The organism is Kibdelosporangium persicum, from assembly GCF_013280595.1.
Taxonomy (GTDB): domain Bacteria; phylum Actinomycetota; class Actinomycetes; order Mycobacteriales; family Pseudonocardiaceae; genus Kibdelosporangium; species Kibdelosporangium persicum.
On record NZ_JAAATY010000001.1, the window covers coordinates 366197 to 389532 of the forward strand.

Sequence of the window (23336 nt, forward strand, 5' to 3'; positions counted from 1 at the left end):
GACGTAAAGAGTTCCGCTCACAGTGAGCGCGTTCGGAGGTACGCAGAAGCCATCATCGGTGACATCACTAGCTGTAGCAAAGGAGTACTGTACGTGTTTGACGGGCTGGTGGATGTCATGGTGGCGACCCGGCGGTGAGAGTCCCTTGGCCGGTTTGTGCGGCGGTATCGATCGAGTGTCGTCGTTGGACCGTTCAGGTCTGACTCTCGCATGTGACTGGTGTCACAGGGGATGCCGTGTTTAGCTCCGGCATGTGGCTACCTTCGATGGTTTCCTGATTCGTGATTCGCTGAATGATGACGGCAGAGTACCGTCGCCGGGCTATCCGTACTCTTCGCCGGATGTCATTTCGCACGCTCAGGTCGCGGACCCGAGCGGTTTCTTCTCCGGCAACTACTCGACCGACCCGAGTCAGCCGATCCACCTGGGCAGCCGGCTGAATCCGATCTACGTGCGGGCGAAGAACCTCAGTGCGAACCCGCTGTCCGGCCACTACGTGTCGGTCTATCGAGCCTCTCCCTCGCTGTTCCTGCGACCGAGCCTGTGGAGCGGGAATCCGTTGACGACCCGCGCGGGCGAAACGTCGGTCGCCCTGCCGGCGACCGTGCCGTCCGGTGGCATCGGAGTCGGACAGGACTGCTTCCTGCTGGACGCGGTCAACAGCAATCTTTTCTGCCTGGTCGGGATTGTGAGCGCGACCAAGCACCCGGTCATTCCCGCGGATTTCGCCACCTATTCGGATTACATCGAGTGGGTGCGCGCCAGCCAGAACGTCTGCGGCCGGAACCTGAACAAGGTGCAGGACTTCCCGAACCGGTCGTGGGAGGAACCGAAGACGTTCTCCAACCCGTCCGCGGACTCCGTGCCGACGCTGTTCAAGGTCACCACCTCCGGCCTGCCTGCCGGCTCCAGTTTCGGCCTCCAGTGCGTCCCGCTCGGCGTGAGCACGAACTGGCCGATCAGCGCGGGACCGGTGCAGACCGCGTCCGGGATGACCCCGGCGCACTTCAACGGCTATGTCGTCACCTGGGGATTGCTGCCGGCCGGGGTGAAGTGGCCGCCCGGCGCCAGCATCGAGACCAAGGTGTACGTCGGCGAGGACCGCGACGGACCGGTCGCGCACCTGGCGGTTTCGTTGGACGAGCTGGGTTTGACGCGCTACGACGAGGTGGAAGGCCTGCCTGAGGACGGCATCCTGGTTCTGCTGGGCAGTTGCAAGACCGAATTCGTCCGCTCATGAGCGGTGTCCCGGACCACGCCGGCTACGACGTGCTGGAACTGGCCGCGATGTCGTACGCGCAGACGGCGGTGAATCTCGGCGTCAAACTCGACGCGACCGCTCCCTTCACCATCGACGCGTGGATCAAACTCGACGGGCTGTGTGCGAGCGCGTCGATCCTGTCCCAGGACCGTGCCTTCTCCTTCGGCGTCTCCGGCGAGTCACTCGTGCTGTCGATCACCGGCCGCCCCGTCGTCCGTTCCGACCCGCGACAGCGGGCGCTCACCAGCACCGACTGGCACCACGTCGCGGTGACCTTCACCGGTGACACCACCCGGATGTTCATCGACGGCACGTTCAACGTGATGGCCGCCGCCTCCGGCACAGGGACGGCGACCAACGAGCCGTTTCTGATCGGCAAGGACCTCCAGGCACACGTCAGATCGCTGCGGGTGTTCAACGCGGCCATACCGGGCGACGACCTCAGGAACATGATGTTCCAGCCGCCGGTGCGGCCTCCCGTGGCCGACTTCGACTTCTCGGTGGCCCCGCCGGTGGACCGCGGGCCGGGTCATCTGCCGGTCGCCCTGGCGTCCGGTGCGCGGATGTTGCGGCGCACACCGGCGCTGGAGCTGGCGGGCACCGCGTTCGCCCAGCCGCTGAGCGACCAGGAGGTCAACCCCGGCGGCCGGCAGACCGATCCGTACACCGTGCAGGCATGGGTGCGGCCCCAGATCAGCGCGCAGCCCCGGCAGTTCTTGTTCGTCAACGGCGATCCGCTCAGTGCCACAGGCATGGCCCTGTATCTGACCTGGGACAGCACGGCCCCCGGGTACCGGGTGGTGTCCCGGCGGGGCGGGGGCACTGGGAGCACGGAACTGGTCTCGACGGCCGTGCTGGCGACCGACGCGTGGACCAACATCGCCACCACGTTCGACGGCGTGACGTCGACCATCTACCTCGACGGGCAGCCGGCCGGCACGGGCCGGTTCGGGCCGGTGCCGCTGGCCAGCGAATTCGGCCGGCTGCTGATCGGCGCCGCGCCCACTCCTGGCCACCCGTTCGGCCTGACCACCTTCCAGGGTCACCTGGCGGGCCTGCAGGTCTGGTCCCGGGCGCTGACCGCCGACGAGATCCGCACCTACCAGGCGAACTGCCCACCGGCGGGCGCCGCGGGCCTGGCCGCCGACTACGACTTCACCACGCGGCAAGCCCGCAACCTGGTGGACGCGCATCCGGTCGGCCTCGCCGACGGCGCGCTGCTGGCCGCGCAGGTCCAGCCCGCTGCTTTTGACAACGTGTTCCCGGCCGGCCGGGCCGGGCATGCGGTGCCGGCTTTCGACATTCCCGCCGAGCAGGTGGACCAGCTGTGCGCGTCGATCGATGCGGCGGCGCTGCTTCGTGCGCTCGAGCCCCGTTTCCGCGAAGCGATGGAGACGGATCTGGCCGCGTACGCCGGTGACGCCGACGGCCGCAGGCAAGTGGGCGCGGCTTGGCAGGAGGTGCTCGACCGGATCGGTACCGACCCGAGGTCGTTGCCGTTCTTCGTGACCGCGCACGTGATCGACGGCGAGCACGTTCTGCTGTGCCACCGCCGGGGCCGCACGCATGTGGCCTATCGGGTTGCCGTCGCGGACATCGACGAGTGCACACTGTGGAAGGTCCAGCTGATCTTCGTCGTCGTCGGCGGGGTGCTGGACGCGTTCTTCGGGCTGACCACCCGGCTGTCCGACGCCGCGATCGCGAAGATCGCGAGCATCCTGCGCCGGCCGCGGATCGCCACCTTGCTGACCCCCGGTGCGGGCATGACCGCGTCCGGCGTCTTCGCCCTCGCCACAGCGCTCTACCAACAGGGCTTCCTGATGGAACTGCTCGGCATGGTCGTCGAGCTCGGTTTCTGGGCGGTGCTGCGCGTCGCCGGGAAGCTCGCGCTGAAACTGCTCGGGGTGGGCGCCGCGGACACCATCGCGTCGCTGGTCGCGACCGCGGCCACGTTCATCGTGACCTACCTGCGCAAGCCGACGTCCTGCACCGCGTTGCCGACTGTGGACCTGTCCGGAATCGCCTTCGACTACGACCCCACTTCCACCGCGACCGACGCGTTGAGCATCCGGCGCAACCTGATGACCGAGGTGCCGAAGGTGCAGTGGACCAAGGCGAACACGACCGCGGAGCAGTCGCCTGCCGCGTACGCGATCTCGAAGGTGACCGGCAAGACCGTCACCATCCAGGCCCGCTTCCTCGCGTCGAACACCGTGACCACCGCGGAGATCAAGGCCGACGGCGGCGGCGCGCTCGGCGCGGTCGACCCGATCACCGTGAAGTTCCGCGACGGCAGATCCGACCCGGCCGCCGTGACCATTTCGCTGCCACACCACAAGCTTGCCCAGGGCGGAGTGCGTCGTGAGGACATCCAGTGGTCGTGGTCGTACCGGTTGCCCGGCGGTGACTGGCAGCCGCTGACCACGACGGCGCACCGGATCTATGTGCTGCTTGACCTGCCGACGCTGCCGTGGCAGTTGCCGCCCGGCGGGGCGACCAACCAACAGCCGTGGACGGAGGTGCTCGACTACGCCTGCGCCTGGGCGCAGGGCACCACCACCGCGACCGCGGCGGCCACCGCGATCACCCAGCGAGTCAACAGCGGGCTCGGGTTGAGCTACGAGACCGACGCGGGCGCGACGAAATACGTCGAGCCGAACCAGGTGTTCCTGTGTTCGCAGTTCCTCGACCTGCTCCGCGGCGGCATTGGGCTGGGCCGGAAGGTCAACTGCACTGACTGCGCCACGATCGTCACCGCGTTCGCCAACATCCTCGGCTGCCACCTGCTCGCGTCCATGATGTACTCCCGGGGCAGCTTCACGTGCAACAAGATCAAGGCGATCGGTGACGACAAGTGGGCGTTCCCGTTCGGCACGGACAGCGGCGAATTCAGCTACCACGAGGTGGCCTGGACCGGCGCCGGAAGCTACGGCGACCCGTTGTTCGACGCCTGCCTGAAGGTGGACATCGGCCCGAATCCCTGGGACTGGACCAACCTCTCGGTCGTCCACGAGCCCGGATTGCCGGCCGAGATGCCGTTCACCACCCTCGGCATGACCCCCACGCTGCCGATCACCACCCCGTTCACCGCCCAGTCGTACCGTGAACGCCTGGCCACCAACGACGCGACTGGCATCGGACGTTGCGTGCCACGCGGACAACAGCCCTACAGCCAGGGTGGCCGCAGGAGGATGGCCTGATGAGCGAGCCGTCCGCAGCTGAGGACCTCCGCCGGGGCACGGTGAAACGCGTGCACGGCTTCGACGACTGGCCGGGCCGCGACGGCCCGCCGCTCGCCGCGGAGTTCCTGCCCGACCACAGCGAGTTGCGCCCGTTGACCTTCATCCGCCGTGACGCGCTGCCCGACGCCGGCCGCGCGTTCATCGATCACCTGAGCGGGCCGCCGGGCACGAGCGTGGCCGTCCGGCTACGCCAGTACCCGACCGCGGCCGACGCCCACGAAGCCCTGGTCGACGTGTTGACGATGGTGATGGCCCCGCGCTTGCCCCATTGCGCCGAACGCGGCGCCGAACCCGTCGGCGACGTCTGCTTCTGCGGCCTGGCCGAGCCCATCGAGACCACGTTTTTCGTCCGCGCCAACGTGCTTGTCCGCATCCACAACACCGGCGAACGACCAGTCGCCGTCACCGCGCTGGCCGCCGCGCTGGATCGACAGATCCAACGCGTCCCCCGAAGCGCCACGTCGTGACGGTCCTCAGCACTTCAGGGCCGCGGTCAGGCGTTCCTTGGCATTCGGCGGCACTTTGCCTTCGGAATCCAGCATCTGGTTGATGACGTCCCGGAACGCCCGGGAGAACTGGACGTAGCACTTGGTGACCGGACGGTGTTTGGCCCGCGTGATCGAGTCGCGCAGGACCTTCCAGTACGGGTGCCGACGCTGTACCTCAGCGTCCTCGTAGACGATGCTCCTGGTCGCGGCGAAACCACCGCGTTCGAACAGGATCTGCTGGCTGCGCGGGCTGGTGAGGAACTCGATCAGCGCCTGCGCGGCCTGCTTGCGCGGGGATCCGCTGGAGATCGCCAGGTTCTGGCCGCCGAGCACGCTCGGGCCGGGCAGCGGAGCGACCTCGAAGAACAGTTGCCGCTTGGCGTCCTCCGCATCCGGATTGTCCATGTTGCGGAAGGCCACGGGCCAGTTGCGCATGTACGCCACTTTGCCCTCGCCGAAGGCGATCATGCTCGCCGTCTCGTCCTGTGAGCGCGCCTCCGGCGGGATGATCTGCGGTGGGCCGCTGTTCAGCCCGTCCGCGAGCCTGCGCAACCCGGCTTTCGCCTTCGGCGAGTCGATCCGCACCTCGCCGTCCTCGTCGACGACCTCGCCGCCCGCGCCCCAGACCATCTCGAAGCCGTTGACGGCCAGGCCCTCGTAGTCGGCGAGTTGGGTGGTGTAGCCGGCCCTCAGCCGGCTGTCGTGCGGCCCGGAGAACAACGACCGTGTCCCGTCGACCATCTCGTCCCAGGTGGACGGTGCCTTGACGTCCGGGCTGCGGTAGTACATCAGCCCCGCGTCGGTGTTGAACGGCAACGCCCACAGTTTGCCGTCGTACCTGCACGTCGCCAGCGGGTTCTCGATGAACCCCGAAGTGTCCAGTTCGGACTCGTCCAGCGGACTGATGTAGCCGCGCTCGGCGAACTCGGCGGTCCACGTGACGTCCAGGTTGTAGATGTCCGGCATCCGGCCGTTGCCCTGGGCCCGGCCCACCATCTCGAAGTACTGGTCGTCCGCGCCGAGCGCCAGTTCCTCGATCTGGGCCGGGGTGTCCGGATTCGTCCTGTTCCACTGGTCGACCAGTTGCTGGCGCTGCCTGCCGTTGCTCTGGTCCGCGCCGGAGATGATCAGCAGCGGTCCGGCTTCGAGCCCGTTGTCCTCCAGCGCGGGCAGTCCACAGCTGACGAAGACGACGGCGACCAGTGCGCCCGCCACCGCACCGATTCCGAACGACGACCACTTCACCGGTGATCACACTCCTCGCAGCAGCTCGGCCAGTTCGAAGGACAACGTGTCGACGCTCGCCTGACGGCAACTGCCACCGGTTCTGTTCGTCACATCGTTCAGGACCTGTGCCCCGCACGTGGCCTCGCCGAACGCCAGCACCAGCACCCGCGCGCCGGACTGCTCGGCCACTTGCTGCGGGGTCACGTCAGGGACGTTGTTGCTGCCGTCGGTCACGAGGACCAGCACGCCGCCCCGCCCCGCTGCCCGCATCCCTTCGAGGATCGCCCGGTGCTGGGGGGTGTTCCCGGCAGGCTGGACCTGTCCGATCGAGGTCAGGTCGACCGGCCGCACCCCGATCGTGGCGGAGAAGACGTTCAGCGTCACCTCGGCCCGTCGCGCGAGATTCGCGTGCGCGTCCTGGATCGCCTTGACCGCCAGGCCGTAGCGGGTCTGGCCGCCGACTCGTTCCCGCATCGACCCGGACGCGTCCAGCGAGATCAGCACCCGGCTGGTCCGGCGGACCTGGTCCTTGATCGAGACCATCTCGTCCCTGATGTTGGTCGGCAGCCTGCCGTGCTGCTTGATGTGGTTCGGCGGTCCGCCGGGGATGATGCCGCTGACGGCGGACAACGGCGACTGCAGGGGAGTGCCCGGGGGCGGGCGGATTCCCTCCAGCACCATGGCTTCGCGACCGGCGTCGCCGCCCAGCCAGGCCTTGAAGGCATCGATGGCCCGCCGCTGCCCGGCGCCGCGGTCCAAGCCGGGCCAGTTCAGCACCGCCAAAGGAAGATCGAAGGAGTACGTGTCCGACGGGTAGACCGCGTGCAGGCACCCCGGCGGTTCGTCGAGGAAGTCGCAGCCCGGGCCGTACGGGCCGCCGCGCACATCCTCGTTGTGCCGGATCATGTCCAGCTCGGAGAGGACCATCGCGGCCCCGGCGTCACCGAGTTCACGGTGCCTGCCCAGCAGGGCCGTGTGGTTCCCGCCTGCCGGATAGCGGCCCGCCTGGAACGAACTGTCCACCCAGGACTCGAACTGGCGGGCCGGTTCGGCGTTCTCGCGCAGGCGCGTGGCCCCGCCGGCGCTCGAGTAGATCGCCACCGTGGCGAACTCGCCGACGGTCGACTTACCGGGACGGATCAGGCCGATTCCGTTGTCCCGCAGCTTGTCCACCAGATCCTGCCACGTCTTTCCCTGCCACTCCGGATCTTCCGGCCGCAGCCCGGCCCGCGCGGGCAGGGCGAGCACGATCGGGATGGTGCCGACCGACTCCGTGACGTCCATCGGCGGGCCGGACTTGTCGATGTCACGCCGCCTGACGACCTGTTCGACGTGCATTCCCGTTTCCGGCAACCAGACGTCCGGCGTGGGTGCCTTGCGCAGGTACTCCGCGCTCCACCCGGCATGCAGGCCCGCCTTCGCCTCTTCCGCCGGCAGGGCGTAGACGTAGACCTCGAACGGCCTGCAGGAGCCGTCTTTCGCGGCCTCGTCGTCCGCGAACTCGGCCGCCAGTTCGCGATACGGTTCGAGCAGTTCGGGTGTCGTCAGGGCGCGGACGAGAACGGGCGGCGGGCACGGCTCGAACAGTTTGGCGGTCCAGTCCACCGCAGGCCTGCCCCACGACACCCCCATGACGCAGAACAGCGTCGCCACGACGACAGTCACCGCGATCCGCTGCGGCCGAAACCGCTCCAACAGACGTCGCAGCAGCCACAGGAGCCACTCGATGAGCCCGGCGCCCACCACCGCCAGGATCACCACGCCGACACCGAAGATGATCGTCCGGAGCGTTCCGTCCAGCGGTTGGACGGCGAGTTGGGAGACCGCGGTGCCGACCGCGATGAGCACGGCGGTCAGCGACAGCCTCTTCCAGTCGGATTCAGGCCTGTTGGCTTCGCGGTGCGGTTGGGGCTCGTTGGCTTCACCGCCCGGTTCGGGCTCGTTGGTTTCACCGTGCATCGTCGCAGGGCACCTCCCCGGCGACACACCTTAGATCCCGGCGGGAACGACCGCCGGGGTTTCGGCCGGTTCCGGCCGGACAATCACTCAGCAGGACTAATGGAACCCACCCACCCGTTCGTGCCTCTGCCTGACATGGATCGAAGAACTCTGCTGCGCGGTGCCGCCGCCTTGCCAGTGGCTTCCGCTGTCGGTGTATCGCCCGCGGCGGCGGGCGGTAAACGTGTCGTGGTGCTGGGCGCGGGCTTGGCCGGACTGACCGCCGCGTACAACTTGATGCGGCACGGGTACGACGTGGTCGTCCTCGAAGCGCAGAACCGGCCTGGCGGGCGGGTACGGACGGTTCGCGACGGCTTCCAGCGCGGCGGGCACGCGGAGCTCGGCGCGATCCGGATCTTCGAGACGCACGAGTACACCCTGAAGTACGTCAAGGAGTTCGATCTCGCGTTGACGCCGTACGACTCCGGCGAGCGGGCGTACTTCATGCAGGGCGAACGGTTCCGGCAACCCGCTCAGGGAACTCCTTGGCCGCTGGCGGGTTTCGCGCCGGGCGAGGAACTCGACCCCGGCGGTCAGATCCTGCGGCTGCTCGGTTCGGGCATCGCCCAGTTGGGCGACGTGTTCGATCCGGACTGGCCACGAAGTGTCCCGTCCGCCCTCGCTCTCGACCGGCACACGATCGACTCCTTCGCTCAGGCAGGCGGTGCCTCGGAAACCTTGCGGCAGGTGTTCTACGCGCAGGAAGGCCGGTGCGGCAACTGGAACGCGGCCGCGGTGCTGGCGATGGAGGCGATCGGCTTCGGCACGACACCGCAGAGCATCAAGGGCGGCAACGACAAACTGCCGTACGCGTTCGCGAAGGCGCTCGGCGGGCGGATCAAGTACACCAGCCAGGTCGTCCGGATCAGCCAGGACGAGCGTTCGGTCACCGTGGGGTACGTCGACCGGACCGGCAGGCACGAGATCCGCGCGGACCGTTGCGTGTGCGCCCTGCCGTTCGCGCCACTCCGTCGCGTTTCGACAGACTTCACCGGCGCGAAGGCTGACGTCATCAGGCAGTTGCGGTACTTTCCTGTCGCACGTTGCTATTTCCAGACGCGCAGCCGGTTCTGGGAGCGGGAGTCGCTCGGCGGCATCACCCTCGTCAGCACCGACACGATGGCCGGACGGATCTGGAACACCAGCTCCCAGCAGGCCGATCCGGAGTTCGGCATGATCCAGAGTTACATGTTCGAGACCGACGCGTTGACCTACGCCGGATACGGCCATCGTCGGGTCGCCAGGATGCGCGGCCTGATGGACACGTTGCTGCCGGGAATCCGCGGGCAGATCGTGGGATGCGTCGAGAAGGTGTGGCAGGAGGACCCGTGGGCGGGCGGCGGCTGGGGCTGGGCGGGTCCCGGTGAACTGGCGTGGATGCTCCCGGCCATGCGCCAGGCCGCGGGCCGCGTGCACTTCGCGGGCGAGCACACATCGCTGTGGATCGCCTGGATGAACGGCGCGATCGAGTCAGGCGAGCGCGTGACACGGGAGATCCTCGCTGCCTAGTGGTGCCCGGTGTGGCGCTTCGGGTGGTGGATCCGGTCGCTGCTCACCCTGGGGCGGAAGCCCTGCTTGACCGCGCACTGCTGCTCGCCTGGGCAACCGCGCAGCAACGTGACCACCGGCGGCCGGGTGATGATGGCGGGCGCGTGGTTCGCGCCGCCCGGCCACTGGATCGAGATCGCCATCGACGAGGAGTTGTTGTCGTAGCGCGTCTCCTGCAGGGACCGGTTCGCGTTCACCGTGTTGACCAGGTCGTACGTGCCGGACGGGACGCGGGTGATGTCCAGCCACTGGAAGTCCACATCGTACTTGTAGTCGTCGCCGCTGCCGACCGAGATGCCGATCCGCACGTCCGTGACCCCCGGCTCCTTGAAAGCACACTTGTTGTGCCGCAAGTACTTCGCCAGCCGGTTCTCGGGCGTGTCGGCCTCCTGTACTGCATTGGGCAACGTGTGCGCGTCGGCGGTCAGGTACCGGTCGCCGAGGCAGAAGCCGTTCTTGCGGTCACGGACCACGGTCGCGCCGTCGGGTGTGCGCAGCTGCATCTGCTCGAAGCCCAGCAGGTGCCAGTGCTGGTGCATCGGCGCGGGCTCGTAGTACATCGTGGTGTCCGTCTGGTGGCGCGCCTCGGTGTAGGAAGCCGGGATCTGACCGTGTTTGCCCGCCTGGAACGCCTGGCGGACCCGCATCGTGGCCGCACCGGCGTCCTTGTGCCCGAAGAGCAGCAACGGTCCGTCGCCGACGTTCTCCTCCGAGGTGGTGAACCGCAGCCGCACGGCCTTGACCAGGCCAGTCTGGACACAGTCGCCGCTGGGTGCAGCCGCGTCCGCGACCATGCAGACGTCCCAGTCGGTGCACTCGACCGGATCGCCCGAGTAGCCGCCGGAGCAGCCGGGCAACGCCTGCCGCAGGTCCGGCAACAGAAGTTGCTCACCCGCACTCGCTGGGGGAATGACCACAACCACCGCCAACACCGCCGTCACACCGGCGACCCATGACCTCATGCGGCCACACATTAGTGATCGCGACGTCCGGAATGTCCATCCGGGACGCTAATGCACCCGGTCGAGTGACACCTGATCGTGACCGTGCCCGTTTCGCTCGGGCCAGCCCCAGCGCCGATCACGGCCACAGCACCGCTTACGCTGAGCAGCGTTTCCGTGCCGGTTGTCGCTGTTGTGGAGTGCGGCATCCGCCGTTCGGTGGTCACGGCATCACGATCGTGACCTTGCCGTGGAACGCGGCCGCTTCGCCTTTCCTGTGCACTTCGGCCATGGCTGCCAAGGGGTACGACTCTGTCACGTCCACTGTGATCACTCCGGCTTCAACGAGGCTGACCAAAGTAGACAGATGGTCTTCGCTGTAACGCATGACGATGTGCCGTGCGCCGGGGAACTGGGCGGCCGCGGTGATGACTTCCGGTGCCGGGGGAGTCCACGGCGGCGGGGTGCCGACGAGGTGGATCATCACGTCGGCCGGTTTTGTGGGGACCTGCTTGGTGTAGTCGATGATCTCGTCGGCACCGTAGCGCTGGACGCTGTCGATGCCGCGCGGGCTCGCGGTCGCGATGACGTGTGCCCCTTTGTGCTTGGCGAGCTGGACGGCGAAACTGCCGATGCCGCCGCCCGCGCCGTTGATCAGCACTCGCTGTCCGGCTTCGACGTCCTGCACCACTTGGTACGCCGTCAAGCCCGCCAACGGGATGGCGGCGGCGTGGTGGAGCGGGATGTTCTTCGGCGCCGGGACGATCCTGTCCGCCGGTGCGGTGGCGAACTCGGCGGCGGCGCCGCTGTCGACGAACCCGATCACCGGATCACCGTCGACCTCGCCCGCCAGATCCCACCCGAGCGTGTGCGGCAGGTCGATGCGGAACATCCCCGCCCGGACTGCCAGTTCCGTCGGGTTGTAGGAAGTCGCTGCGACCTTGATCAGCGTGTCCCCGCTCGGGATCGGGACGTCGTCGATCCGGATGACTTCGGGACCACCGTGGGCGTGGATTCGTGCGGCTTTCACAAAAGACGACCCTAAAGCCGCGAAATGAGACGAACCATGGGTTGACGTCCCGCTTTTATATGAGATCGTCTCTGGCTGTGGACCTGCTCAGCGACGTGATCGCCGTGACCCGGACCGGGGAGCCGCGCTCGGCGAAGATCACGTGGACCACCCCGTGGAGCCACTGGTTCGGGCCGGTACCCGCAGCGGCGGGCTTCCAAGTGATCCTGCACGGCAGATGCTGGCTGCTGCGACCCGGCCACGCACCCCTTGAGCTGCGGGAAGGCGACATCCTCTTCCTGGCCCACGGCCAGGGCCACACTCTGGCCGACAGTCCGCCGGGCGCGGAACCGCGCGCCACCGCGACCCGGACAGTGACGCTGTGCGGCGCCTACGAGCTGGACCCCGCGAGAGCCCATCCACTTCTGCGGACTTTGCCCGAAACCATCCACCTACCGGCTCGGCTGGGCGTCGACCTGCGGCTGGCGGTGGACCTGCTGAGCGCGGAGCTGACCGAGCCGCGTCTGGGCACGGACGCGTTGGTCCCGGCGTTGCTGGAGTCCCTGCTCGTCTACATCCTCAGGACCTGGTTCGAGTCTCCGGACGAACCGGCGACCGGCTGGGCGCTGGCCCTTCGTGATCCGGTGATCGCGGCCGCGCTGCGCGCCATGCACGAGAATCCGGCTGAGCCGTGGACCGTCGCGACTCTGGCTTCCTCGGCGGGCCTCTCCCGGGCTCCGTTCGCCCGCCGCTTCGCGGAGAAGGTCGGTCAGCCGCCGTTGACCTACTTGACCTGGTGGCGTATGACCATCGCCGCCCAGTTGCTGCGTGACACCACGGCTCCGCTGACCGTGATAGCCGGGAAGGTCGGCTACGGGTCGGAGTTCGCCTTCTCGGCTGCTTTCAAGCGTCAGTTTGGTGTCTCTCCTGGTAGGTATCGGCGTGCTCGGGATCTTCAGTCGTAGGTTCTTCCTACTTCTGGGCGTTTCTCCTGGTGGCTTTCGTTCGGCCGATCGCCGTGTCGACGAGGAGGAAGCCGATCAGCGACACGCCCAGAACCGGGAGGTACCACGCGAACACGGCGGCCACCGCTACCAGGCCGGCCAGTACTGGTTTCGGCAGGGCCCGCCATGCCCCTCGGGGGTATGGTCTGCCGAAGGCGAGGGTGTCCTTCGTCGGTCTCCGGTGCCACCACATGCGATAGCCCCAGACGATCATGGCCAGCAGGGCCAGGCAGACCACTGCCAGAAGTATCTGGTTGGGCAGGCCGAACAGCACACCCATGTGAGCGTCGATTCCCCACCGCGCCAACTTCGCGCCCACCGGATAGTCGTCGAACTTCAGGGTCGCCAGGACCTCGCCGGTGCCCGGGTCGATGGCCGCCGAGTCCGCTTTGGTCGGCCAGGAATTCTGGATCTGCTTGACCACGTAGGAACTGCCTTGTTCGGCAGGCACCGCGATCTCGACCGCGCCGTCCAGACCGGCACCTCTGGCGATGTTCAGGATCTGGTCGACGCTCGCGCCGGTGACCTGGCCACCGCCGTGACTGTGCTCGCCGTGGCCGCCGTGGTCGGACGCTGCGGCGGGCAGTGCCGGCGTTTCCCACGACAGTGCCGCGCGGATGTCACTGACCGTCTCGCCTGCGTACTGCGACCAGGTCAAGCCCGTGGCCGACAGGAACAGCAGGACGATCGCGACCGACGTACCCGTGGTGGCGTGCCAGGACAGCAGCCTCCGGCGGCCGGTGCCCTTCGCTGGCCGGCGGCGGCCCCACCAGAGGACCAGGCCGCCGAGCACCACCACCCAGAGCCAGCTCGCCGCCAGTTCGCTGTACAAGCGGCCGAAGTCGCCGAGGTGCAGGCCACGGTGCAGCTCGTCGATCCAGGTGCGGACGGGTCCGGCCTGGCTCGAGCCGTAGGTCTCCAGGGTGCCGCGGACCTCGCTGGTGTACGGGTCGACGTAGGCCGTCAGCCAGTGGCTCGGCGCCAGATCCGCCCGGCTGAAGATCACCTGCGTGGTCGCGTCCTCGGCGTCGCCTGGTCGTACGCGCACGAGGGTGGCGTCAGGCAAGGCCCGCTGTGCCGCGTCCACCTGCTCCTGCAGCGGCTGCTTGCCCTGCCCGACCGGCACAGTCATTTCGTGTGCGTAGATCACCCGTTCCAACTGCGGCGTGAAGATGTACAGCAGGCCGCTCAGCGCCGCGACGAACAGGAACGGGCCCACGAACACGCCGAGGTAGAAGTGCAGCCTCAGCAACAGCGGGCGTAAGGAGCCTTTTCGCGCGGGTCTGGCCGACGCGGGCGTGGTCGCCTCAGTCAGTTCGTGGGTCGTCATCGTCGTCCTCGCGATCGCAGGGTGCTGGACAACCAGTCGGATGAGAGCCACCGGAAGTTCCCGGCCTCCCCTTCCCCTCGTGAGCGTTTATCGGGGTTCTAACACTGATAAACACTCACGAGGGCGGGTACTCCCTGGTCGTGACGATCGGTGTGGAAGAGGAGTTCCTGGTCGTGGATCCGGTCACCCGCCGGACCGCGCCCTTCGCGGACTCCGTGCTCAAGCAGGTCGGGCGGCTGCCGCGCGGCGCCCGGGTGCATCCGGAGATGCTCACCAGTCAGGTCGAGTTCGCCACCGGTGTCTGTGACTCCCTCGGTGACCTGAGGGAACAGCTCGTCGCGGGACGGCGGGAACTGGCCGCCGCCGCCGGACGCGAGGGCCTGGGGCTGGTCTCGTCGGGTACTGCGGTACTGGCCGGACTGGACGTGCCCATGACGTCCGGTGCCCGTTTCGAGCGGATCGCGGGTATGTACGCGGGCGTCCTCGAGGACTACGAGGTCTCGGGGTGCCATGTGCACGTCGGGATCGAGGATCGGGACACCGCTGTCGCCGTGATCAACCACCTGTCGTACTGGTTGCCGACGTTGCTGGCGGTGTCCGCCAACTCACCGTTCGACAACGGACGCGACACCGGATATGCCAGTTGGCGGATGGTCCAGCAGTCACGGCTGCCAGGCGGTGGGCTGACGCCGTGGTTCGGTTCCGCCGCCGAGCACGATCACGCCGTCGATCAGCTGGTGGACCTGGGGGTGCTCGTCGACCACGCCATGACGTTCTGGCTCGCGCGGCCGTCGCCGCGTTATCCCACGGTCGAGGTGCGGGTGGCGGACGCGGCGGCGACCGTGGACGAAGCCGTGCAGCAGGCCGCGCTGACCGAGGCACTCGTGAAGTACGCCCTCGACCAGCTGGATGCCGGGCACGAGGCGAAGCCGATTCCGGACCAGTGGGCGGCGGCCGCGGTCTGGTCCGCCGCACGGTACGGAATGGACGGTCCGGGGATCGACCTGCGGACCGGACAGTGCGTGCCCGCCAAGGTCCTGCTTGCTGAACTGACCGCGTTGACCGGAACGGACGTGCACGTCAGACCGCGGATGACGGGCGATCCGGTGACCGTGGTCGACGCCTTGTTGGAGGAACTGTGAAGTTGCCGGAGCCCCGTGGGCCCCTTTCCCACGCGGTGATCGACATGCTGCGTGGCGGCAGCCGGGAGTGGCCGGCGATGTCCGACCCCTACGGCGAAGACCTGCAGTTGGCGCTGCATACCGCGTACGAACTGCACTACCGCGGTTTCACCGGCGTGGATCCCGAATGGGAATGGGATCCCGACCTGCTGCGGCTACGCCGTGAGATGGAGAAGGCGTTCCTTGACGCGTTGCGTGCCGACGTGCGCGGCGGCGACGACATCGAAGGCGAACTGGCCGAGTTGCTGGTCGAGCCGGTCGACGGCAAGGGCGTCAGCCACTTCCTCAAGGACGAGGGGGAGTGGTGGCACATGCGTGAGTACTTCGTGCACCGGTCGATCTACCACCACAAGGAGGCCGACCCGCACGCGTGGGTGATCCCCCGGTTGCAGGGGCAGGCCAAGGCAGCCCTGGTCGCGGTCGAGTTCGACGAGTTCGGCGGCGGCCGGGGCGACCGGCTGCACTCCCAGCTGTACGTCGACCTGCTCGCCGGGGCCGGGCTGAACACCGGCTACCTGCACTACCTCGACCAGGCACCGGCCGAGATGCTGGCCGTGGTGAACATGATGTCCCTGTTCGGGCTGCACCGGTCACTGCGCGGTGCGCTGGTCGGGCATTTCGCCGCCGCGGAGATCACCACCGCCCCCAGCGCGCAGCGGATGGTCAAGGCGCTCGCGCGGCTGGAGGCGGACGAGGCGTGCGTGCACTTCTACACCGAACACATGGAAGCCGACGCGGTGCACGAACAAGTGATGCGCCGCGACGTCATCGGTGACCTGCTCAAGCGTGAGCCGGAACTGACCGGATCGGTCGTGTTCGGCATCCAGGCGACCGAACTGCTGGAGGACCGGTTCGGCGAGCACGTCCTCAGTTCGTGGCGGGCCGGTCGTTCTTCGCTTCGTCAGTCCTGACCTTGCGGCGGTGGCTGGTGTCGCAGAACGGATACCGTTTGCTGCGCCGGCACGCGCACACCGCGACGACGAACCGGTCGGAGCGGACGACGGTACCGTCGTCCATGGTGACTTCGACCGGTCCGTCGATCAGGATCGGTCCGCCCGGTACGACGACGACTCGCCGTGCCTCATCGGGTCGGGACATCGGCGCGGATCACCACCAGTTCCTCGTGGTCCTGGCCGGGCTCGACAAGCCCTTGGGACACAAGCCATTCCGTGCGTGACCGCATCACGGGTCCGAACGGGACGACCTGACGGGCGATCACGGAGGCCTTCAAACCGGATCCCCGCAACGCATGGACAGTGCTGTCCGAACCACACAGTTCGGAGTGGACGATCAAAGCCATGCCGTCCTCGTTCAACAGCAACGGGATGACGGCACACAAGGGATCGAGGACCGCGCGGCCACGGTCTCCGGCGTCCCACGCCCTGGCCTTGCCGTGCGGGGCGACCTGACGTGCGGGCACATAGGGAGGATTCGCCAGGATGACGTCGAAGCGTTCCCTGCCGACGAGATCGCCGAAATGCCCGCGCAACGCACGGATCGGGACGCCGTTGACGCGCCCGTTCACCCACGCGGCGGTGGCTGCCCGTCGGGACACGTCGATCGCGGTCACTTCGGCGGCACCGAGCCGACCCGCCGTCACAGCGAGTGCACCGGTCCCGGTGCAGACGTCCAGAACGGACGCCCGGGCGGGAAGCGGCGCCGTGCGCAGGGCATCGGCCAACAGCCAGGTGTCTTCCTGCGGGCGGTACACACCCGGCGGTCTGAGCAGCCACATAGGACGTAGATTCCCGTTGCGCGACCGGTCAAACTGCTTCAGGCGCCGGACTTCCCGGCGTCCATTCGCTCTCTGTAGCGCTGTTGCGCCTCGGCCAGCAACTCGTCACCCAACCACGCCACAGGCGTCACGTTGACCAGCAGCGGTTCGTTGTCCGGGCCATGGCTGATCACCTCACCGGTCAGCACCCACGGCCGGGCGCCCTCGTCGACCTTCTGCACGTACTGGCAGATCCGCCGGGCCATCCAGTCCTCTGTGGGCAAAGTCCACCAGGACGGCGGGCGTAACGGGTTGGCCGAGTGTCCCGGCATGCGCAGACCGCTTTCGTGATCCACGCTGGGGTGCACGGCATCGGCTTCCGGCCCCGAGGAGTACCTCAGGAACAGCGGCAGATCCATGCCCATCAGCTCGATCAGCTGGTCGAGCCTCGTCACCACAGGCATTCCCACCCGCAGGTGGTTCCCACGTCCGGCCGTATTAAACGCGACAACCGGCGGGTAACCCCCGGATACCGAGACTGACTTCTGGGAGGGATCATGTCGACCGACGCCATTGTGCTGCTGAAGGAAGACCACAAGCAGATCCGCAGGCTGTTCACCGAGTTCACCAACGCGGGCGAGAACGCGACGGCGACCAAGGGCCGGCTGGTCGACAAGATGATCGAGCTGCTGACCGTGCACACGTACATCGAGAACGAGTGCATGTACCCAGAGGTGCGCAAGCTCCTGCCGGACATCGAGGACGACGTGCTGGAGTCCTATGAGGAGCATCATGTCGCGGACGTGCTGTGCGCCGAGCTGGCCATGATGAAGCCGGAGGACGAGCGGTTCGACGCCAAGACGACCGTGCTGATCGAGAACGTCACGCACCACATGGAGGAAGAGGAGTCCGAGTGGTTCCCCAAGGTCCGTGCGGGCCTGGGCCGCAAGCAGTTGCAGGAGATCGGCGCCAGGATGATCGAGATGCGGAAGCAGGCGCCGCGCAGGCCGTCGCAGCCGAGCGCGCTCAAGAAGGCGGTGGACGCGATACTCTCGTAATGGCGGGAGCGCCACCAGGTGGAATGGAGCAGCTGATGACCGAGCCGGACCCGAGGATCGTCGACGCCGAGATCGTCGAGGAACCGGCGCAGCCGGTCCCGCAGCCGCAGTTCGACTACACCGACGGTGGCGTGCCCACGTTCGACTACGTACGCGACCGGATCGAGAACAAGTACGCCACCTCGATCGGCGCCAACGAACTGGCCGAGGACACGCCGCAGGCCAAGTCGGTCGACGAGCAGATGGCCGAGCGCGAGCAGGCCGGCCGCGACAAGCTGGAGGAGATCCGCCGGCAACTGCGTGGCGAGTGACCGATCCGATCGAGTTGCGCCTGCCCGCCGTCACATTACGTGGCGGGTAATCGACGCCATTCCCTCCTTCGAACAGGATGGACACATCCGATTCGAAAGGGAGAACACCATGACCGCCTACGGAATCGCCCACCTGCGCCAGGCCGGGCCGCCGCACCCCGAGGTGTACGAGTACCTGGAGCGCATCCAGGCCACTATGGATCCGTATGGCGCGAAGTTCCTCGTGCACGGTGGCGAGATGGACGTCCTGGAAGGGGTCTGGCCGGGAGCTCTCGTGATGATCGAGTTTCCGAGCATGGACGCCGCACGCGAGTGGTACCGGTCACCGGCGTACCAGGAGATCCTGCCGCTGCGGGCCGATCACATGGTCGGGGACCTCATCCTGGTCGAAGGGTGCGGGCCCGATCACGACTCCGCGCAGTTCGCCGCCGAACTCCGGGCGGTTCACAGCCGGTAGCCGTGGTCCAGCAGGGCGGCGATCGGCGGGTGGTCGAGCAGACGGTGGTGGAAATCCTGGGCCTGGCGCCGGATTTCCACCGCACGCCGGACGATCGGCCGCATTCCCAGCACCAGCAGGGTGATGATCGTGGCCCACAGCAGGAACAACAGCGTCAAGGAATGGGACGGCTCGAAGAGGAAAAGCAGGTACCCGATCATCGCGACCAGACCGAGAAACGCCGCGACCAGCAAAGCGAATCCGAGCCGGGACGACGCCCCTGCCGTTTGCAGTGCCGCGACGAGCCGCCGGTCTCGGGCATTGACCCGCTGTGACCAGCACCAGTCGCAGTACGGCAAATCCACTCGCTCCTCGGGCACGTCGAGCTTGGTCAGGACGATGACCAGCGGTCTTCGGGCCGTGCGCACCCCGCACGACCAGCAGATCATCCGTTTCCACCTGTCCGGTCTTCGCCGCGCTCGGGTTGTGGTGGAGGCGGTGTACGCCGAAGGCATGCTGACCGTGCGAAGGGCCCGGATTTTCCGGTACGCCTGCTGAATCCGCTGGAATGTGTCGACGTTTCCCCCGTTGTCCGGGTGGGCGCGCCGTACCAGCTTCCGGTACGCCGATCTCAGTTCGGCGTCCGAAACCGACTTGGGTACGCCGAGAATGGCGTAATAGTCGACATCCGGCACAGCTCAGTACAGTACCGCCGGGTCCATCACTCAACTGTGTCACTTGGCACGGAGCAGCCACACCAGATATGGCGTCCCCAGCAGCGCGGTGACGATGCCGACCGGGATCTCTGTCGGGGCGAGCACACTCCGGCCGACGGTGTCCGCCACCACCACGAGCACCGCTCCCAGGACTGCCGCCATCGGCATCAACCGGTGGGTCGCGGTGCCGACGATGCGCCGCGCGAGGTGCGGCGCGACGAGACCGACGAAGCCCACGGTGCCGACGGCCGCAGCTGTGCCCGCCGCGAGCAGGGCGCCGCCGCACAGCACCAGCATCCGTGTCCGGCCCAAAGCCAGGCCCAGGCTGCGCGGCAGGTCATCACCGAGTGCCAGCATGTTCACCGCGCGACCGCCCACGATCAACATCACCGCGACGACCGCGGGCAGCAGCAGCCAGCCGAGCGTGCTGAGGTCACGCGCGTACGTGCTGCCGGCGAGCCACGTGAGCGCTGCCGTGATGTTCATCTGTGCCCCGACGACCATGACATTTACCAGCGCCATTGTCGTCGCGGCCATACCGAGACCGATGAGCACGACACGGGTCGGGTCGAGTTGCCGTGCGATGAGGACGATGATCACCATCGCCAGCACACCACCGGCTGTCGCGGCCACGGGGAGCACGGCGACCGGCGCCGAAGGGATGACGAGGATCACCAGCATCGCCGCGGCCGAGGCGCCGCCGGTGATGCCCATCAGTCCCGGTTCGGCCAGCGGATTGCGTACCACCGACTGCACGGCGACACCCGCGATCGCCAGGCACGCACCCGCACCCGCCGCGACAAGAATCCGTGGCAGCCGGAAGGACACCACCGCGTTCGCCATCTCCTGCCCGGACCCGGTGACGACCGACGCCAGATCACTCCAGCTGATGTCCATGTCGCCGACCCGCAGACCGACGACGGCGGCCACAGCCAGAAGACCGCACCCGATGACCAACGCGGTGACGAAGCGGGACTTGCGTGCCTGTGCCACGACGACAGCGGCACCGCGATCAGCGTCGCCGGTGATCACCCGCCTGGCCAGGACGATGAAGATCGGACCGCCGATGAGCGCGGTGACGATCCCGACGGGAAGCTCGCCGTACCCGGCCGACGGCGGGAGGGCCACCTGCGCGGCCGCGTCCGCCGCCAGCACGAGCGTCGCGGCGGTCAAGCCTGCCAACGGAATCAGCAGCGAATGACCGTGAATGCCGAGCAACCGCACGGCGACCGGAGCGATCAGACCCACAAAACCAATGGGACCGGCGACGGTCACGGCGGCCGCGGCGAGAACCACCGCGAGCGACAGGGCCATCGGACGGACCCGGTTCACCTGCACGCCCATCGCCTGAGCGGTCTCGTCACCGAGCGACAGCAGATCCAGCGACCTGGCCAGCAAAGGCGCGAGGGCCGCTCCGGCAAGGACGACCGCGCCGACGACCAGCGGCCGGTCCAGTCCTGTCTGCATCAGCGAACCGTTGCCCCAGAAGAACAGTCCCCGAGTCTGGTGCTCGTCCAGGATCTGCAGGAACTCCGCACCGGCCATGCCGATCAGCGAGACCGTGGCTCCCGCCAGCAACACCCGTCCGGGCGTCAGCACACCGCCGACGGTCAGCAGGTACACCAGCGCCACGGCGGCCAGACCACCGAGGAACGCGACTCCGCCGTTGCCGAACACCCCGGCGTTCACGCCAGCGAAAGCCAGTGCGGCGACGGCGAAGTACGCGCCCGCGTTGACGCCCAGCGTGTCCGGCGCCGCCAACGGGTTGCGCGTCGCGCCCTGGATCAGCGCACCCGAGACGCCGAGCGCTATGCCGACGACCAGACCGGCCAGCGTGCGGGGAATCCTGCTGCCCCACAGCACGTTCCGGGTGTTCTCGTCCCCGTTGCCGGCCACGAAGGACAGGACGTCGAGGACACCGACACCGGCGGCGCCGAGCCCGAGGTGCACGACGATCACCGCGCACAGGACGACCGCGACGCCGCCGGTGATGAGCTTGGGCATCAGGCCGCCAGTGCCTTGCCCACACCGTCGAGGATCTGCACGGCCGACAGCGGGCCGCCGAAGGTCCAGGTTCCCGGGTCGAGCGCGTACAGCTTGTTCTTCTTGACGAACTCGAGGTTGGTCCACACCGGATTGGCGGCGAGCGACCCGGTGAACGGGTTGTCGTTGGCCTGGGCGACGTAGATCAGGGCGGCGTCGGCCGGGATCTGGGTCAGTCCTTCGACGCCCACGGTGGTCAGGCCCCACTTGTCCGGCTGGCCCTGCCAGGTGTTGCGCAGCCCGGCCAGTCCGAGGACCTCGGCGACGAGCGTGGTGCCGCCGAACATCCGGATGTTCGGCGTGCCGTTGGCGGTGTAGGCCTGCGCGAACGCGTACGGCATGCCCGCGGGGATCTTCTGCTTGACCTCGGCGGCCTTCGCGTCGATCCGGCCGAGCACCTCACGGCCCTTGTCCTGCTTGCCCACGGCCTTGGCCAGCTCGGTGAAGTTCTTCTTCATCGTCTCGAACTGCGGGGCGACCGGGTAGTCGAACGACAGCACCGGCGCGATCGCCTTGAGCTGGTCGTGGTTGACCGCGACGGTCTTCTCCTCGCCGACGATGAGGTCGGGCTGCAACGCCTTGATCCGTTCCAGGCTGGGCTCCTGGCGCTGGCCGACGTCGGCCACGCCGGCGGGCAGCGCCGCACCGGGCGCGGTGACCCACTTCTGGTAGCCCTCGTTGTCCGCGTTGCCGACCGGAGTCACGCCGAGCGCGACGAGTTCCTCGGTATAAGCCCATTCCAGCACCACGACCTTGGTCGCCGGCTTGGGCAGGCTGACCTGACCCCGTGCCGTCTGGACGGTGATCGCCCCGCCGCCGCCGTCACCGGCACTGCCGCCGCCACCGGCGGTCTGCCCGGCCGTACCACCGCCACACCCGGCGAGGACCAACGCGACACACGCGACTACAAGCGCGCGAACCATTTCCTACTCCCTTACGCTGTGCGGCGCGGAAAACACGCCAGATACCCGGTCCCCGGGTCACGGACCACGGTCACAGCCAGGCCGAACGCCTGCTCGATCGTCGCCGCGGTCAGGACTTCTCCGGCCGCGCCGGCGGCCACGATCTTCTGGTCGGCCACCACAACGACGTCGTCGCCGTACGCGGCCGCCTGGGTGAGGTCGTGCAGGACGACCCCGCACGCGATGTCGTGCTCGTGGGCCAGCTTGCGGGCCACGTCCAGGACTTCGAACTGGTGCTTGAGGTCCAGGTAGGTGGTCGGTTCGTCGAGCAGGACGATCCGGGTCTTCTGCGCCAGCACGGTCGCCAGCCACGCGCGTTGCCGTTCGCCGCCGGACAGTTCGTCCAGCCGGCGGTCCGCGAGCGAGGCCGCGTCGGTGACGTCCAGCGCCCATTCCACCGCTTCGGCGTCCTCCGGCGTGTGCCGGGCGAAGGCGCCCCGGTGCGCGTAACGGCCGTGCCGCGCCAGTTCCCGGACCGTCACGCCTGCCGGAACGACGGGCGTCTGCGGCAGGAAGGCCAGGTGCCGGGCCAGCTCACGCCGCGGCAGCTCGGCCAGTGAGGTGCCGTTGACCTGCACGTTTCCGTCGATGGCCGGCAGCAGGCCGGCCAGGGTCCGCAGCAGGGTCGACTTGCCGCACCCGTTCGGGCCGACGAAGACCGTCACTGTGCCCGGCCGCAGCGCCACGTCGACGTCACGCAGCACAGGCACGCCCGCATGGCCCACTACCAGCCCAGTTGCTCGAAGCTCTCCCCGCACGGCGGCGACCCTAAACGATATAGGCAAGCCTAACCTAATCGGGTAGGATTGATCACACTTTTCCGGCGCCGGTGCGGTGTGACCGGGTGAGCGCCGGGGAACGCACCGC

Annotated in this window: 22 protein-coding genes; 10 read left to right on the forward strand and 12 right to left on the reverse strand. The window is 68.0% G+C overall.

Annotation, left to right across the window (positions count from 1 at the left end):
* The first annotated feature begins 253 nt into the window (after positions 1–253).
* From GC106_RS01735 to GC106_RS01745, 3 genes are read left to right on the forward strand one after another with little or no spacing between them, the layout of a single operon-like run.
* Complete coding sequence (locus tag GC106_RS01735; protein WP_173123591.1) at positions 254–1240, forward strand: hypothetical protein; 987 nt, start codon at positions 254–256, stop codon at positions 1238–1240.
* Entirely contained in the window at positions 1237–4461 is a 3225-nt protein-coding gene (locus GC106_RS01740) for a LamG-like jellyroll fold domain-containing protein (RefSeq protein WP_173123593.1), read from the forward strand. The genes GC106_RS01735 and GC106_RS01740 overlap by 4 nt, the downstream gene beginning before the upstream one ends.
* Positions 4461–4970, forward strand: a complete 510-nt coding sequence (locus GC106_RS01745) for a hypothetical protein (RefSeq protein WP_173123595.1) — start codon at positions 4461–4463, stop codon at positions 4968–4970. Before GC106_RS01740 ends, GC106_RS01745 begins: the two co-directional genes overlap by 1 nt.
* Positions 4971–4976: 6 nt before the next feature.
* Here the strand turns inward: GC106_RS01745 and GC106_RS01750 are convergent, their stop codons facing one another.
* Complete coding sequence (locus GC106_RS01750) at positions 4977–6236, reverse strand: extracellular solute-binding protein (RefSeq protein ID WP_173123597.1); 1260 nt, start codon at positions 6234–6236, stop codon at positions 4977–4979.
* Between the two features lie 6 nt (positions 6237–6242).
* The gene (locus tag GC106_RS01755) at positions 6243–8177 is read right to left on the reverse strand and encodes a vWA domain-containing protein (RefSeq protein ID WP_173123599.1); all 1935 of its coding nucleotides are present in this window, start codon (positions 8175–8177) and stop codon (positions 6243–6245) included.
* 135 nt (positions 8178–8312) lie between these two features.
* On the opposite strand from GC106_RS01755, the gene GC106_RS01760 reads away from it, so the two are divergent.
* A complete protein-coding gene (locus GC106_RS01760) occupies positions 8313–9725 on the forward strand; it encodes a flavin monoamine oxidase family protein (RefSeq protein ID WP_173123601.1) in 1413 nt (470 codons plus the stop codon).
* On the opposite strand, the gene GC106_RS01765 is transcribed toward GC106_RS01760, so the two are convergent.
* A complete protein-coding gene (locus tag GC106_RS01765; protein ID WP_173123603.1) occupies positions 9722–10726 on the reverse strand; it encodes a lysyl oxidase family protein in 1005 nt (334 codons plus the stop codon). The two genes, GC106_RS01760 and GC106_RS01765, sit on opposite strands and share 4 nt — an antisense overlap.
* Positions 10727–10928: 202 nt before the next feature.
* On the reverse strand, positions 10929–11735 hold the full coding sequence (locus tag GC106_RS01770; protein ID WP_173123605.1) for an NADP-dependent oxidoreductase: 807 nt from the start codon (positions 11733–11735) through the stop codon (positions 10929–10931).
* 77 nt (positions 11736–11812) lie between these two features.
* Here GC106_RS01770 and GC106_RS01775 point away from each other — a divergent pair, with 77 nt between their 5' ends.
* A complete protein-coding gene (locus tag GC106_RS01775) occupies positions 11813–12679 on the forward strand; it encodes an AraC family transcriptional regulator (protein WP_173124626.1) in 867 nt (288 codons plus the stop codon).
* A 7-nt stretch (positions 12680–12686) separates the two neighbouring features.
* On the opposite strand, the gene GC106_RS01780 is transcribed toward GC106_RS01775, so the two are convergent.
* Positions 12687–14048, reverse strand: coding sequence for a PepSY-associated TM helix domain-containing protein (locus GC106_RS01780; protein ID WP_173123607.1), 1362 nt, complete (start codon positions 14046–14048; stop codon positions 12687–12689).
* Positions 14049–14188: 140 nt separating this feature from the next.
* Between GC106_RS01780 and GC106_RS01785 the strand changes: the two genes are divergently transcribed.
* Together GC106_RS01785 and GC106_RS01790 are read left to right on the forward strand one after the other, a co-directional pair.
* A complete protein-coding gene (locus GC106_RS01785) occupies positions 14189–15190 on the forward strand; it encodes a carboxylate-amine ligase (protein ID WP_217279921.1) in 1002 nt (333 codons plus the stop codon).
* 44 nt (positions 15191–15234) lie between these two features.
* Complete coding sequence (locus tag GC106_RS01790) at positions 15235–16140, forward strand: iron-containing redox enzyme family protein (protein ID WP_173124630.1); 906 nt, start codon at positions 15235–15237, stop codon at positions 16138–16140.
* Here the strand turns inward: GC106_RS01790 and GC106_RS01795 are convergent.
* The 3 genes from GC106_RS01795 to GC106_RS01805 are packed head-to-tail and all read right to left on the reverse strand — an operon-like array spanning position 16097 to position 17407.
* Positions 16097–16327 carry a CDGSH iron-sulfur domain-containing protein gene (locus tag GC106_RS01795; RefSeq protein ID WP_173123609.1) on the reverse strand — a complete coding sequence of 77 codons (231 nt, stop codon included), beginning with the start codon at positions 16325–16327 and terminating at the stop codon, positions 16097–16099. The genes GC106_RS01790 and GC106_RS01795 overlap by 44 nt on opposite strands.
* Positions 16311–16964, reverse strand: a complete 654-nt coding sequence (locus GC106_RS01800; RefSeq protein ID WP_173123611.1) for a HemK2/MTQ2 family protein methyltransferase — start codon at positions 16962–16964, stop codon at positions 16311–16313. The genes GC106_RS01795 and GC106_RS01800 overlap by 17 nt, the downstream gene beginning before the upstream one ends.
* Positions 16965–17002: 38 nt before the next feature.
* Positions 17003–17407 (reverse strand): DUF6098 family protein, encoded by a 405-nt coding sequence (locus GC106_RS01805; RefSeq protein WP_173123613.1) that lies wholly within the window; start codon positions 17405–17407, stop codon positions 17003–17005.
* A gap of 93 nt (positions 17408–17500) precedes the next feature.
* Between GC106_RS01805 and GC106_RS01810 the strand changes: the two genes are divergently transcribed.
* The 3 genes from GC106_RS01810 (at position 17501) to GC106_RS01820 (ending at position 18769) form a co-directional block, all read left to right on the forward strand.
* The gene (locus tag GC106_RS01810) at positions 17501–18001 is read left to right on the forward strand and encodes a hemerythrin domain-containing protein (RefSeq protein ID WP_173123615.1); all 501 of its coding nucleotides are present in this window, start codon (positions 17501–17503) and stop codon (positions 17999–18001) included.
* 35 nt (positions 18002–18036) lie between these two features.
* Positions 18037–18312 (forward strand): hypothetical protein, encoded by a 276-nt coding sequence (locus tag GC106_RS01815; RefSeq protein ID WP_173123617.1) that lies wholly within the window; start codon positions 18037–18039, stop codon positions 18310–18312.
* Between the two features lie 109 nt (positions 18313–18421).
* Positions 18422–18769: a DUF1330 domain-containing protein gene (locus GC106_RS01820; RefSeq protein ID WP_173123619.1), complete on the forward strand. Its 348-nt coding sequence runs from the start codon at positions 18422–18424 to the stop codon at positions 18767–18769.
* Here the strand turns inward: GC106_RS01820 and GC106_RS01825 are convergent.
* From GC106_RS01825 to GC106_RS01840, 4 genes are read right to left on the reverse strand one after another with little or no spacing between them, the layout of a single operon-like run.
* Positions 18757–19443, reverse strand: coding sequence for a J domain-containing protein (locus GC106_RS01825; protein ID WP_173123620.1), 687 nt, complete (start codon positions 19441–19443; stop codon positions 18757–18759). The genes GC106_RS01820 and GC106_RS01825 overlap by 13 nt on opposite strands.
* A gap of 39 nt (positions 19444–19482) precedes the next feature.
* Positions 19483–21468: an iron ABC transporter permease gene (locus GC106_RS01830; protein ID WP_173123622.1), complete on the reverse strand. Its 1986-nt coding sequence runs from the start codon at positions 21466–21468 to the stop codon at positions 19483–19485.
* On the reverse strand, positions 21468–22430 hold the full coding sequence (locus GC106_RS01835) for an ABC transporter substrate-binding protein (protein ID WP_173123624.1): 963 nt from the start codon (positions 22428–22430) through the stop codon (positions 21468–21470). Before GC106_RS01835 ends, GC106_RS01830 begins: the two co-directional genes overlap by 1 nt.
* A gap of 11 nt (positions 22431–22441) precedes the next feature.
* On the reverse strand, positions 22442–23179 hold the full coding sequence (locus GC106_RS01840) for an ABC transporter ATP-binding protein (protein WP_312872348.1): 738 nt from the start codon (positions 23177–23179) through the stop codon (positions 22442–22444).
* Positions 23180–23336 lie beyond the last annotated feature (157 nt).